The organism is Paenibacillus sp. FSL E2-0190 (genome assembly GCF_037992965.1).
GTDB lineage: Bacteria > Bacillota > Bacilli > Paenibacillales > Paenibacillaceae > Paenibacillus_AQ > Paenibacillus_AQ odorifer.
Map to the genome: position 1 here is coordinate 1,443,397 of NZ_CP150306.1, position 13,390 is coordinate 1,456,786.

At 43.3% G+C, this 13,390-nt stretch carries 15 protein-coding genes and 1 other annotated feature; of the genes, 11 read left to right on the plus strand and 4 right to left on the minus strand.

Features of this window, described 5'->3' with window-relative positions; translation table 11 throughout:
• Positions 1-147 precede the first annotated feature (147 nt).
• Positions 148-327: a hypothetical protein gene (locus NST25_RS06285; protein WP_036679526.1), complete on the plus strand. Its 180-nt coding sequence runs from the start codon at positions 148-150 to the stop codon at positions 325-327.
• 195 nt (positions 328-522) lie between these two features.
• On the plus strand, positions 523-1,239 hold the full coding sequence (gene trmB / locus NST25_RS06290) for a tRNA (guanosine(46)-N7)-methyltransferase TrmB (protein WP_036679523.1): 717 nt from the start codon (positions 523-525) through the stop codon (positions 1,237-1,239).
• 91 nt (positions 1,240-1,330) lie between these two features.
• On the opposite strand, the gene NST25_RS06295 is transcribed toward trmB, so the two are convergent.
• Both NST25_RS06295 and NST25_RS06300 read right to left on the minus strand, forming a co-directional pair.
• A complete protein-coding gene (locus tag NST25_RS06295) occupies positions 1,331-2,446 on the minus strand; it encodes a glycosyltransferase (RefSeq protein ID WP_340393487.1) in 1,116 nt (371 codons plus the stop codon).
• Positions 2,447-2,497: 51 nt separating this feature from the next.
• A complete protein-coding gene (locus NST25_RS06300; protein WP_076128062.1) occupies positions 2,498-3,025 on the minus strand; it encodes a phosphatase PAP2 family protein in 528 nt (175 codons plus the stop codon).
• A gap of 404 nt (positions 3,026-3,429) precedes the next feature.
• On the opposite strand from NST25_RS06300, the gene NST25_RS06305 reads away from it, so the two are divergent.
• The 4 genes from NST25_RS06305 (at position 3,430) to rplT (ending at position 6,098) form a co-directional block, all read left to right on the plus strand.
• Entirely contained in the window at positions 3,430-4,668 is a 1,239-nt protein-coding gene (locus NST25_RS06305; protein ID WP_036679513.1) for a glycosyltransferase family 2 protein, read from the plus strand.
• 78 nt (positions 4,669-4,746) lie between these two features.
• Positions 4,747-4,891: a sequence feature (ribosomal protein L20 leader region), on the plus strand.
• Between the two features lie 57 nt (positions 4,892-4,948).
• The gene (gene infC / locus NST25_RS06310; RefSeq protein ID WP_036679510.1) at positions 4,949-5,446 is read left to right on the plus strand and encodes a translation initiation factor IF-3; all 498 of its coding nucleotides are present in this window, start codon (positions 4,949-4,951) and stop codon (positions 5,444-5,446) included.
• A gap of 60 nt (positions 5,447-5,506) precedes the next feature.
• On the plus strand, positions 5,507-5,707 hold the full coding sequence (gene rpmI / locus NST25_RS06315; protein WP_036679507.1) for a 50S ribosomal protein L35: 201 nt from the start codon (positions 5,507-5,509) through the stop codon (positions 5,705-5,707).
• 31 nt (positions 5,708-5,738) lie between these two features.
• Positions 5,739-6,098 carry a 50S ribosomal protein L20 gene (gene rplT, locus NST25_RS06320; RefSeq protein ID WP_036679505.1) on the plus strand — a complete coding sequence of 120 codons (360 nt, stop codon included), beginning with the start codon at positions 5,739-5,741 and terminating at the stop codon, positions 6,096-6,098.
• Positions 6,099-6,227: 129 nt separating this feature from the next.
• Here the strand turns inward: rplT and NST25_RS06325 are convergent, their stop codons facing one another.
• Positions 6,228-6,770 (minus strand): acyl-CoA thioesterase, encoded by a 543-nt coding sequence (locus tag NST25_RS06325; RefSeq protein ID WP_051491073.1) that lies wholly within the window; start codon positions 6,768-6,770, stop codon positions 6,228-6,230.
• A 309-nt stretch (positions 6,771-7,079) separates the two neighbouring features.
• Between NST25_RS06325 and NST25_RS06330 the strand changes: the two genes are divergently transcribed.
• From NST25_RS06330 to NST25_RS06350, 5 genes are all read left to right on the plus strand, one after another.
• The gene (locus NST25_RS06330; protein ID WP_076107271.1) at positions 7,080-8,129 is read left to right on the plus strand and encodes a BMP family ABC transporter substrate-binding protein; all 1,050 of its coding nucleotides are present in this window, start codon (positions 7,080-7,082) and stop codon (positions 8,127-8,129) included.
• Positions 8,130-8,308: 179 nt separating this feature from the next.
• Entirely contained in the window at positions 8,309-9,847 is a 1,539-nt protein-coding gene (locus tag NST25_RS06335) for an ABC transporter ATP-binding protein (protein ID WP_036679500.1), read from the plus strand.
• Complete coding sequence (locus NST25_RS06340) at positions 9,840-10,913, plus strand: ABC transporter permease (protein ID WP_076107269.1); 1,074 nt, start codon at positions 9,840-9,842, stop codon at positions 10,911-10,913. The genes NST25_RS06335 and NST25_RS06340 overlap by 8 nt, the downstream gene beginning before the upstream one ends.
• Complete coding sequence (locus NST25_RS06345) at positions 10,914-11,870, plus strand: ABC transporter permease (RefSeq protein WP_036679496.1); 957 nt, start codon at positions 10,914-10,916, stop codon at positions 11,868-11,870.
• Positions 11,871-12,054: 184 nt separating this feature from the next.
• Positions 12,055-12,384: a hypothetical protein gene (locus NST25_RS06350; RefSeq protein WP_076128060.1), complete on the plus strand. Its 330-nt coding sequence runs from the start codon at positions 12,055-12,057 to the stop codon at positions 12,382-12,384.
• 22 nt (positions 12,385-12,406) lie between these two features.
• Here NST25_RS06350 and NST25_RS06355 read toward each other — a convergent pair whose 3' ends face one another.
• Positions 12,407-12,853 (minus strand): GNAT family N-acetyltransferase, encoded by a 447-nt coding sequence (locus NST25_RS06355; protein ID WP_036679492.1) that lies wholly within the window; start codon positions 12,851-12,853, stop codon positions 12,407-12,409.
• Between the last annotated feature and the right edge of the window lie 537 nt (positions 12,854-13,390).

Below are 13,390 nucleotides of genomic sequence, written 5' to 3' on the forward strand. Positions count from 1 at the left end.
CAGGAAATAAGGCGCTTTCAGCTTGAAAATGCTTACATAGTATGTTATATTCAGAGTGTGAAAAGCTGCTGTGGCATAAAGAAATTCATCCAAGAGTTCATAATTTCGTGTCGTCCGATCCATAATAATAACCGTGAGGTGATAGCAATGAATTCTCAAACGGTATATGCTGAGGGTAAAGATTCGATTGAAGTCCACTTAACACCAGATGAAGCCCTTGCACTAACGGGCGTGGAATTTAACGGCAACCCTAAGATCAAGACAGATGCGCAGCGCAAAATTCGTAGCGCATTCGAAAAAAAGACATTTGCCACAAACACAAAGTAAATCCTGATTTGCCAGACAAGAACGAAATCTATTCCAATATACAACAACGAAGGAATTCCTCTGAACAGCTCATTTAAGAGCTGAACCAGAGAATTCCTTTTTCTTTTTTACCGCAATCCCTTTACTTTTTGGGACAATTTCGGCACAATATTGCAAGTGACAGTTATCGTATAAGAGATAATCGGAGGAATACCTATGCGTTTACGCGGAAGAAAAGGAATACGTGAAAGTTTGGAAGAACAGACGGATTTAGTCATTCTAGATCCTCGGAGTTATAAAGGTGAGTGGTCCAAGCTGTTCGGTAACGATCATCCGATCCATGTGGAGTTCGGAATGGGCAAAGGACAGTTTATCAGCCAAATGAGCTTTAAATATCCTGATATTAACTTTATCGGAGTGGATATGTATGATGAGCTGATCCGCCGTGCTGGAGATAAGGCTAGAGCAGTATGGGAGCCGGCAGGACATGAAACACCGCCTAACCTGAAATTGGCTCTTGCAAATATCGATTATGCTGAGGAAGTATTTGCTCCGGGAGAGCTTGAACGGATTTATCTTAATTTCAGCGATCCGTGGCCTAAAAGCAAGCATGCCCGGCGTCGTTTGACACATCCGCGTTTTCTTGACAAATATCGCGGTTTGCTTAGCGATCTAGGTGAAATTCATCTGAAAACAGATTCCCGCAGTCTTTTTGAGTTCTCATTAAATGCCTTTGCGGACTTTGGCTTGCAGATGAAAAATATTTCTTTGGACCTACATGCAGATGGCATCATCAACGAGGATCATATCATGACAGAATATGAGACGAAATTTGTCGGACGTGGCGTGAATATCCATCGTTGCGAGGCAATTGTAGGTGCAGAAGCACTCAAACAGTATCAGGCTACCCGATTGGATAAATATCGGCTGTAGTTACAAAGTACTGCTTCAAATGGCATGCTTCAATAAAAAAGCGGCAACTCTCCAAGTAAAGTAGTTTGGAGGCTGCCGCTTTTTTAATTAACTATTCCAATAATTCAATGATACTCTGAGCACATTGTAAAGGATGGTAGCGCGCAATTTCTTCAAGATGAAGTTTGCGCTTGTTTTGCACATCCTCATAGTTGTTTAAGAGGCGCTCCATCCACATTTCGACAACCTCTAAAGATTCGATGGGTTCTCCGAAGCCGGCTGCAGTAAAGTAGCGGCAATTCTCCTCCTCCTGCCCGGGAAGAGGGTGATGGAAGAGCATCGGAATACCTTTTGCAAGCCCTTCACTGCAGGTCATTCCTCCCGGTTTTGTAACCAGCAGATCGGACACCTCCATCAGCTTGTGGATTTCACGCGTAAAGCCGAGTAAGGAAATATTAGGATGATTATAATGCGGGTCTTCTTTCATTTCCTTTAGCAGCTGTTCGTTATTGCCGAGACAGAAAACAATCTGAATCTTCTCACGCCATTCCGCCAGACAAGCGTTTACGACTTGGTCGTTCATGATTCCCCAGCCGCCGCCCATGACAAGAACGGTTGGCATCTCCCGCAGATTGAATTGCTCTCGAATCTCCTGCTTTCCGGGATGCTTCCAAAAATTAGGGTGTATCGGTATACCTGTTACCTGAATTTTCGTGGCAGGAATATTTCGGCTGCGCAATTTGGATTTAACCTCAGGTGTTGAAACCAGGTAAAGGTCTACCTCTGGGCTAATCCAGGTTGCATGCGCATCATAATCCGTTATGACGGTGACGAGCGGCACATTTAGGGTAGGATCCAATCTCTTTAGGCGGGACACTACAGCACCTGGAATAAAATGTGTGCAGACAATTACGTCGGGTTTCAGTTGCCTCACAATATTTTTGGCATGCGTATAAAATATACGATGCAAGGCAAGCGTGGTAAGACGATTGAATGATTTCTGGTGACGGTAGACATAACCCATCAATTTTGGCTGTGTCGTTACCGTCTTTCGGTAAGCAGACAGAATAATAGGTGCCATCTTGGGGTTTAAAAAATTTCCAAGTTCTAGCACCTTCGTTTGTAAATTAGGCGATAATTGGCGCAGACTGCTCGACAACGCATAAGCTGCTTGTGTATGTCCGGCGCCAAAACCTTCCGAGAGTATTAAGATTCTTTTTTTACGCAATGTTGATTCACCTATTCTCAAGGGTTTTCCCGGTTATTAACAATAAATGCTTTACATCCATAAGGCTATAGTACCAGCTGCTACGCAGGAACCGATCACTGCGCCAGCTATAACATCTGATGGATAATGCAATCCAAGATAAATACGAGAAAATCCGACAATACAAGCTAGCGGCAGCAGAATAACGGTCAAAGCAGGAAACGCCAGCATATAAGGGACCGTAGAAGCAAAGATAGCTGTAGTATGACCAGATGGAAAAGAATGATCCTTTAATGGATTACGAAAAGTATTGGTTTCCGGTAACGCCAGATAAGGACGCATACGCGGGTACAGTTTTTTGGCGATAGCTACGGGTATATGGCTGACAGCTAGTGCTGTTAAGGCTTGTAAACCTGTAGTTCTCCAAGGCTCAGGAGCTAATACCCATACCAGTATATTGATAACAATCGTGCTTGTAGCTCCACCCAAATGAGTAAGGTAAAAGAGCCAAAAGTTCAAAAAACGATTATGCATTCGTCCGTTGATCCACTTAAAAAGATGCCGCTCCCAGAGATGTAGTTTCATGAATAAATGTCTCATATCTAATTCCCTCCGCTAGTCCGGCTACCGTTAACAGATGTTAATGCAGTAATCCGTTCTATAGCTTAGATCTGTCTTAATCATACTTTTTAAAGGTAGTTCATTTCAAGGAAAAGCTCAGGTTTACACGAAATTTGCCAGTTTTGACTTAGAGCACTATTACGCTTTACAATGATTCAAGCAGACTAAACCTGTTTAAAAGGGTAAGAGATAAATAAGGATTCAAAAAAAGGAATCCATAGAATTCTTTTAAACAGCATATATAAAAATTGTGAAGTCTGCCGAGAATAAGAATACTCTTGGTCTATTGTTAAGGGATGCAACAAAAGGGTCAGAAAGAACGTCAAGCAAGCTAGAGAGAAAAAAAGAACACCAAGAGTGAAAAAAGGGGGCATCAAAAGGTCATGACAGACGCACTGTTTGTTACGCTCCAAGTGATCTTGGCAGCAATCGCAGTCTATCAGTTTACGTTTTCATTATTCGGACTGCACAGGAAAAAGAAAAAAACGCAGTATAAGCCGGAAAAATCTTTTGCCGTACTTGTTGCCGCACATAACGAGGAAGAAGTTGTCGGCGCATTAATGGAGAATCTGAAGCAGCTTAATTATCCATCAGAACTGTACGATGTATTTGTAATTTGTGACAATTGTACAGACGGTACAGCTCGCATCGTTAGAGAACACGGCATGAACGCTTGTGTCCGCACCAATGCAAATCTGAGAGGTAAAGGCTACGCAATAGAATGGATGCTTAAAGAGCTGTGGGCTATGCCGCGGCAATATGATGCTGTTGTCATGTTCGATGCCGATAACTTGGCGCATACTGAGTTCCTGATGGAGATGAATAATGATCTTTGTTCAGGTGCACGGGTAATCCAAGGTTATATCGACACCAAGAATCCAGAGGATTCCTGGATTACAGCTGCTTATGGTATTTCGTACTGGTATATTAACCGTTTGTGGCAACTTTCACGCCATAATTTAAATATGGCTAACTTCCTTGGCGGAACGGGAATGTGTTTTGAGACCACACTTCTTAAAGAAATGGGCTGGGGAGCTACAAGTTTGGTCGAGGACTTGGAGTTTACGATGCGTAGTGCAGCACATGGTGTATATCCTAAGTTCAATTATGATGCAAAGGTATTTGATGAGAAGCCGTTAACCTTCAAGGCCTCTTCAAGACAGCGTTTGCGTTGGATGCAGGGGCACTTCACTGTGGCTCGCCGTTATTTTTTTCCATTGCTTTGGCAAAGTATTAAAGAACGCAGCTTAACGAAGTTTGACCTCGCGCTTTATGGAGCGAATGTATATATTGTATTGCTCACTTTTTTAATGACGGCGGTAATGTGGGTGGATATGGCGTTCTTTAACGGACCGAATATCGCTAACATTTACGGCAGCTTGCCGATCTGGCTCAGCTTCCTAGCTATTGGCGCCAATCTGGTGACTTTTGGTATTGCGATGGCATTGGAGAAGGTTACGTTCAAGAAAGTATATGCTTATCTTGTATTCTTCCCGATCTACTTGATCTCGTGGTATCCGATTACGTTCTATGCGTTCTTCACGCAGAACAATAAGCAATGGAGCCATACCAAGCATACTCGCGTAGTACGACTTGAAGAAGTACAAAGTAAGCAGGTATAAAATTCACGAAATTTCTGCATAAAAGGATTGACACCCCAAATAGTGTGGTGTATAGTATTCAAGTACGCAAATCATAGGGATTGCAAGAAGAAGCACCTGCTTCTCACCTGACTGGCATATTCGCCGGCTGGTTTTGATCTCAATGCTTTATGAATGTTAATGTTCATGAACGTTGATCAAACACGGGGTGTCGGGTGTTACCGGCACCCCTTTTTTATGGAGTTACGTGAGAATAGTTGTTAAAAAGATCCGGAGGTGGAGAGTTATCAGTAAGGAACATATGATCAATGATGAAATTCGGGCCAAAGAGGTACGGTTGGTTGGTGCGGAAGGTGAGCAAATCGGAATTAAACCGATCCGCGAAGCGCTGCAAATGGCGATCGATCTTAATCTGGATCTAGTCAATGTAGCACCACAGGCTAAGCCGCCGGTATGCCGCATCATGGATTACGGCAAGTTCCGTTATGAAACGCAGAAGAAAGAGAAGGAAGCGCGTAAAAACCAGAAGGTCGTTGATATCAAGGAAGTCTGGTTCCGTGCTAACATTGAGGAACATGATTATCAAACTAAGTTCCGCAATGTGATCAAGTTCTTGGGTGAGGGCGATAAAGTGAAGTGCTCCGTACGTTTCCGCGGACGTGAGATTACACACGCGAATATCGGCCAAAAAATCCTCGAACGAGTGAAGAACGAAGTGGCTGATATATCTGTTGTTGAGCGCCAGCCAAAGCTGGAAGGCCGCAGCATGATTATGATTTTGGCTCCTAAAGCTCAATAAATCTGGAGTCACTTGCTTATCTGCAATTTGGCGCCGCATAATATTCAAGGAGGAAACACCATGCCTAAGATGAAAACACACAGCAGCCTGAAAGGCCGCTTCAAAATTACCGGAACTGGTAAAGTAACACGTTACAAAGCTCACAAAAACCACTTGCTGTCCCACAAATCTAAACGCGCTAAGCGCGTTCTGAACGGAAATCCAGTAATGGCCCCTGGGGATGTAAGACGTTTGAAACAAGGATTGGCTAACTTGAAATAGTTTATTACACATTTTTGGGAGGTTTATTAATATGGCAAGAGTTAAGGGCGGATTTGTAGTTCGTCGTAAACATAAAAAAGTGTTGAAATTGGCAAAAGGTTATTTCGGTTCTAAACACCGTATTTTTAAAACAGCTAAAGAACAAGTAATGAAATCGATGGTTTACGCTTACCGCGACCGTCGTCAAACTAAACGTAACTTCCGCAGACTGTGGATCGTTCGTATTAATGCAGCAGCTCGTTTGAACGGTCTTTCTTACAGCAAGCTTGTATACGGCCTGAAATTGGCTGGTGTAGAAGTTAACCGTAAAATGCTGGCTGATCTGGCTGTGAATGATCTTAACGCATTCAACTCCTTGGCTGGTATTGCTAAAGAGAAAATCAACGCGTAAGTGTTGTAATATAACCGAAAAGCACCGCCTGCGGGTTGCCCATGCAGCGGTGCTTTTTTGTGCGGTAAGATAGGGATGAAGCAGCGTTGACATTCCCTACATAAAAGAAAAAGCTCTGCATCTGCAGAGCTATTCCCAGTACTTTATGGTGTTTAATTGAGCGGCGAGTTTTTTGCTGATATTGCGGCGAACTTTTCGTAGCTCGGAACGTTCATTAGCAGATTCGTTGATCAGCTTCTCTTCGTCTGTCTCTGGGATGATAGCTGGGACCGGAGTAGGCGTGCCATCCTCTTCGACTGCGACAAAGGTTAGGAATGAAGTAGCAGCGACAGCGCGCTCTCCAGTATATAGATTTTCTGAAATGATCTTCACAAACACCTCTATGCTTGTCCGTCCGGTCCAGGAGACGAAGGATTCAAAGCATACGGAGTCAGTAGGGCGAATGGGTCTCAAGAAGTCTACAGAGTCTGTAGAGGCTGTGACGACGTTAGTTCGACAATGGCGCATAGCTGAAATGGAGGCTACTTCATCAATGCCGCTCATAAGCTTGCCACCGAATAATGTTTTGTGATTATTGACATCATTAGGGAAAACGCGTCCGGTTTTGAAGACACGGGATTCACGGCAATATTTGAAGGCCGGTGTTGTTTGTGGATTTATTTCTTCGGTCATGATCTGATAACTTCCTTTCAGTGCAATTACTAAGGAATCATAATAATAGAAAACACTTAAGTGTGCAATAATATTTGTAATGTGTTGGAATACTATACAGAGTAAAATCAGGGTTTCTGACATTAACCAGACATAACTGTAACATGCTATGTCATGGAAAGCGGTTACTTGCTAAAAAGTGCAAATTATTATTGACCTGAGGTCATTTATGCACTGGATTTTAGATTTTATTGCAGTTATAATTTGAACTAATGGAATGTCCAAGCAGAACACAGAAGACATCCAATATTTTAAGGGGGATTACATTCAATGAAAAAAGGTTTAAAGCTATCTCTTGCAATGTTGCTGTCTCTTACAGTCGTTTTGACAGGCTGTGGAAACAACAATAACAACGCCGCTAAAGGTGAAACTAATGCAGGAACCAATGCAGGAACAAACGCACCTAAATCCGATTTCAAATTTGGTATGGTTACTGACATTGGTGGCGTAAACGATAAATCGTTTAACCAATCCGCATGGGAAGCATTGCAAGCTCTTGAAAAAGAAACAGGTAGTGGCGTTAAGTACTTGCAAAGTAAATCAAATGCTGACTATGAGCCAAACCTTAACTCCTTCGTTAAAGATGGATACAACTTGACTTGGGGTATTGGTTTTGATCTTGGCGACGCAATTAAAAAAGTAGCTACTGAGAACCCAAATGCTAACTTGGCTATCATTGATAGCGTAGTTGAAGCTCCTAACGTAGCTTCCGTTACTTTCTCCGAAAATGAAGGTTCCTTCTTGGTTGGTGTGGTTGCTGGTCTGACTACAAAAACTAACAAAGTTGCATTCATCGGTGGTCTGGAAAGCCCTGTAATCAAACGTTTTGAAGCTGGCTTTAAAGCTGGTGTAGCAGCAGTTAACCCTTCAGCTAAAGTAACACCTACTTATGCTGGTGGTTATGACAAACCAGACGTTGGTAAATCTCTTGCGGCTACATTGTATAACGACGGAAACGACATTATCTTCCCTGCTGCTGGACAAACAGGAAATGGCGTATTCAACGAAGCTAAAGCTCGTAACAAAGCAGGCGGTACTAAAGTATGGGTTATTGGTGTAGATAAAGACCAATCCATCGAGTTTGGTACTGACGTTACTTTGACTTCCATGATCAAACGTGTAGACGAAGCTGTTCTTAAAGTTTCTAAAGAAGTAATTGACGGTACGTTCAAGGGCGGTACTACAACCGTTCTTGGTCTGAAAGATAATGGTGTAGGTATTTCTGATACTAAGGACAACGTTTCTGAAGAGATCCTAGCTAAAGTTGAAGAATACAAAAAACAAATCATTGATGGAACAATCACTGTTCCTTCCGAGTAATAGTTAGTCTCCATTTATTGCATTACAATAAGGATCAAAGAATAAGGCCGGTGTTGTGCTGGCCTTATTCCTTGTTAAAGCACTGGTTATGATAAGAGGAACATAGATATACCGCCTTACAAAGGGCGGTACATCCGTGTCTATAAGGTAGTTATATATTCTGTGATGAGGGTGATTCCATGAGTGCTGCGGCTCCTGTCGTAGAGTTGAAGCAAATCACAAAACGCTTTCCCGGTATTGTTGCTAACGATTCCATTAGCTTGACGCTTAAAAAGGGTGAAATCCTTGCATTGCTTGGTGAGAATGGTGCAGGCAAGTCCACTTTAATGAACATTGTATTTGGATTGTATCAACCGGATGAAGGCAGTATTGAAATCGACGGGAAACCGGTTATTATTGATAACCCCAATAAAGCTATTGAGCTTGGTATTGGTATGGTTCATCAGCATTTCAAGCTTGTGGAGCCTTTTACGGTGACCGAGAATATTGTTCTTGGGATGGAGCCGAAAAAAGGTCTTAAAATTGACTATAAATCCGCTGCGGAACAGGTTCGGAAGCTATCGGAGCAATATGGCCTGCAAGTGAATCCAAATGCCGTTATTCATGACATTTCGGTAGGTATGCAGCAAAGGGTAGAAATTATGAAGACCCTGTACCGTGGAGCGGATATTCTCATATTTGATGAGCCGACCGCAGTACTTACGCCTCAAGAAATTACGGAACTCATGGCGATTATGAAGCGGCTTGTTGCAGAGGGAAAATCCATTATTTTGATCACGCATAAGCTTAAAGAAATCATGCAAATATCTGATCGGGTCACCATTATTAGACGTGGGAAAGTAATTGATACTGTGAATACCGCAGAGACCAATCCTAATGAGCTAGCTGAAAAAATGGTTGGGCGTGGCGTAACTTTTAAAGTGGACAAGAAAGCTCCTGAGGTTGGCCAATCTGTACTCAAACTGAAGGATGTCAGCAGTAAGAGTAAAGACGGGGTCTCCGTACTGGATGGTCTTAGCTTTGAAGTTAAAGCAGGGGAAATTCTCGGGATTGCTGGCGTAGATGGCAATGGACAAAGTGAGTTGATCCAGGCCATTACAGGTCTGCGCAAAATTGATTCGGGTTCGATAACCGTTTCTGGCAATGAAATTGCTAATTTATCACCGCGGAAGGTTTCAGAGATGAATGTCTCTCATATTCCTGAGGACCGCCACAAGCATGGATTAGTGCTTGATTTCACCATGAGTGAGAATATGGTTTTGGAAACCTATTATAAGAGTCCTTACAACAAAAATGGCTTTTTGCAAAATGATGTCATTGATAAGTACGCAGCGAAGCTTATAGAGCAATTTGATGTACGTACACCTTCAATAGAGACCAAAGCCCGTTCTTTATCCGGCGGAAATCAACAGAAAGCGATTATTGCGCGGGAAATAGATAAAAATCCGACATTGTTAATTGCCGCACAACCTACGCGCGGTTTAGATGTTGGGGCTATCGAATTTGTTCAGAAGCAACTCATAGCTCAGCGTGATCAAGGAAAGGCTGTTCTACTTATTTCCTTTGAATTGGACGAGATTATGAACGTCTCTGACAGAATCGCTGTTATCTATGAAGGGAAAATTGTCGGTGAAGTGTTCCCGCAAGATACGAATGATCAGGAACTGGGTCTTATGATGGCAGGCAGCTTGCAGCGGGGAGGTAAGGCAGTTGAATAAGTTCAAAAAAATCTTCACAACTGACAGCTACATCGTTCCTCTGGTTGCCATCGTGCTTGGTTTTCTTGTGGGAGCAATAGTTATGCTTCTGGGCGGTTATGATCCGATAACTGCTTACTCCGCACTGTTCAAACGTGTGTTTGGTAATTTGTATAACTTTGGTGAAGCTGTGCGCGAAATGACACCATTAATGCTTACCGGGCTAGCCGTAGCTTTCGCATTCCGTTCAGGGATGTTTAATATCGGGGCAGATGGCCAAGTAATGATTGGTATGACAGCGGCAACAGTGGTGGGTATTAAGATGGCAGGTCTGCCATCCTTCCTGCTTGTCCCGCTTGCTGTAATTATTGCGGGTGTCTGCGGTGGTTTATGGGCAGGGATTGCCGGTTATTTGAAAGCAAAACGTGGGATTAACGAAGTTATTACCACAATCATGTTAAACTGGATTGCTCTTTACCTGTCGAATTACATCGTTAGAAACTTTTTGTTGCTTCCAGGACAAAATCGTTCCGAGGATATTCCGGCCTCGCTTTCCATGACCTTTTTGAATTCGATATTTGATAATGCACGTCTACACTGGGGTACAGCTATTGCTCTTGCTGCAGCGGTATTCTTCTATGTGTACTTATGGAAGACCAAGCAGGGCTACGAAATGCGTGCAGTTGGTTACAATCCACATGCTGCCGAATATGCAGGGATGAATGTTGGACGTAACGTTATGAAAGCAATGTTCATAAGTGGTGTATTCGCCGGTCTGGCCGGAGCAGGAGAGGTGCTTGGTGTATTCCATTATCAAGCTATTTTCGCGGCATCGCCAGGATATGGATTTGATGGTATCGCTGTTGCTCTTCTTGGTTTAACACATCCACTTGGTGTTATTCTGGCTGCGATTCTCTACGGTACGCTGACTTATGGTTCTGCGGGTATGAGTTTTGCTGCAGATGTTCCACCAGAGCTTATTCGTATCGTTATTGGTTCAATCATATTCTTTATTGCGGCACAAGGGATTGTGCGCTGGGTGCTTAAGCCCTTTTACTTCAAGCGCAAGAAAGAGAAGGTGTTATAGATGGATCTGCAGACGTTAGGTCAACTGCTTAATACAACGCTTGTTTTTTCCACAGCGCTCATTTTTGCCTCACTTGGCGGCATCTTCTCTGAACGTTCCGGTGTCGTAAACATTGGACTTGAAGGTTTGATGATGTTTGGTGCCTTTGCGGCAGCAGTAGGCGGTTATTATGCTCAGGACGCTGGAATGGGCGAATGGGCTCCTTGGGTTGGTGTACTCTGTGCTATAGCTGTTGGTGTGCTAGGCTCACTAATTCATGCGGTTGCATCTATAACCTTTAAATCTGATCAGACGATTAGTGGTACGGTTATTAACTTTTTAGCTGCAGGAAGCACGCTCTATATGGTAAAGCTCCTGTTTGATGGATCTGCTGAAACTCCGATCATTGATGGGTTTAGCAAGGTTGCAATTCCTGGGCTCTCCAAAATCCCAGTGATTGGTGAAGGGATTTTTAATTCCTATCCTACAACTTATCTGGCCATAATACTGGTCATCGTTATTTATTTGGTTCTGTTTAAGACGCCATTTGGATTGCGTTTGCGTGCAGTAGGTGAGCATCCAAGTGCTGCAGATACACTGGGTGTAAAAGTTAATCGGATGAGATATATCGGTGTAATGTTGAGTGGATTGATGGCGGGTATTGGTGGAGCTACAATCACTTTAACAACAACCGGAACCTTTGGACATAATACAATCTCTGGTCAAGGTTTTATCGCCATTGCAGCGATGATCTTTGGGAAATGGAATCCACTTGGTGCCTTTGGTGCAGCGGTATTCTTCGGATTCTCCCAAGCGATTCGCAACTATGTTCAATTGTATGAGTGGTCACAAAATATTCCTCAAGAGTTTATCTTTATGATCCCTTATGTACTGACTATCATCGTGCTGGTAGGGGCTGTAGGCCGATCCTCTGCTCCTAAGGCATTAGGACAGCCATACGATCCTGGTAAGCGATAGAAATGTAACTTTTCAAAGCCGTATTTCCGGTCTTTTCCCGGAAATACGGCTTTTTTATTAGGATCAGCAAGGATAAACATTGAGGCAGGAGGGCAAGTGTACAGGCGAAGGTCCTTTCCATCGAATAGACTGTTTTGTAGATGATGCAAATGAGAGGCGTACAAAACATTTAGGAGGGGATCATATGACTAAGCCAGTTACGAAGAAGCAGGTTATGAGACTCGTGGGTAAGCAGATCATTGCAGTAAAAAAGGACGGTACTCAGGTGACAGGGAAACTGCTTCGTGTATCCGGAAATCGTCTGATATTACAACGCGTAAGTGGTAAAAAAGTACAAACCAAAGCAATCATTCCTTTAGTGTTGTTTGATTTGCTAGCCATTGGTACAGCACCTTATGCTTTTGGTGGTGGCTATGGCGGTGGAGCGCCTTATGGCGGAGGTCCTGGCTATGGCAATCCTTATGGAGGTTACGGGTACGGAGGCACACCCTATCCACCTTTCGGATTCTTTTAAGTTCAGTTGAAATTTGATTTAACTAGATGAACCTTTTCTCCAATTCGTAACAGAAGCTTAGGGATTGATAACGGGCTACGCTGTAGCCCAATTTTTGATAAAAGGCAAGAGCTGCTGTGTTTCCTAAATCGACGGATACCTTAGCCCGATGACATCCGCGTGATAGTGCAAATCGTTCTGCTCGATCCATGAGCATATTCCCCAAGTGTTTGCGCCGTGCTGCGGGTGCTATGGCTAACATATCGATATAAAGTAAATCACCATGCAGCAGGAAATGGACAAACCCCATTGGATCACTCTCATAGTCGGGACAGGCGACTAAGGTGATACCGTGTCCCAGACGACGGGGGATATCTTTTTTGATTTTGGCAATTTCAGTCTTTGGCAAATGAGATAATGGTACAAGCTGTCGCTCGATTAAATCAAGGATAATGACGTCATCCTGCTTGGGTCGACGATAACGGATCATAGAGCGCCCCCTTTCTACGCATTGTCGTACATCATATGTCGGGAGCATGGTGGGGGTTCCCAGCACGTAGAAGTAGGAGTTGTGACAATATTAAAAATAAGGGTATTGACTTATCCATGTTAGGAATCATATAATGTGTCTAAACATTTTATCGAACATACATGTATCGGCAATGATGAGGACGAAGTTTTAAGGGCTCTTTTGCTCAGAGAGTGTGAGGATCTGCTGCAACCTCCACCGAAATCCCTTATATACGAGCTCACCTCGGAGCTGTTTTCCTGAAAGGTCCACTGGCTAGAGTGGTGGAATTATTAGGGGAAATCGTTTAGTCCGCGTTAGGGACTTCAGGTTACAGAGATTAGGGCCCTTGCCTACATCGATGGATTTTTGTATACCTGATAAGGCGTTGCATCGCGAGATGTAATGCAAACATGGGTGGTACCACGGAAGATCAACCTTTCGTCCCTCACGCGCTAATACTGTGCGTGGGAGGCGAAAGGTTTTTTTGTTTTATAAGGAACCATTTGCTGATGTATA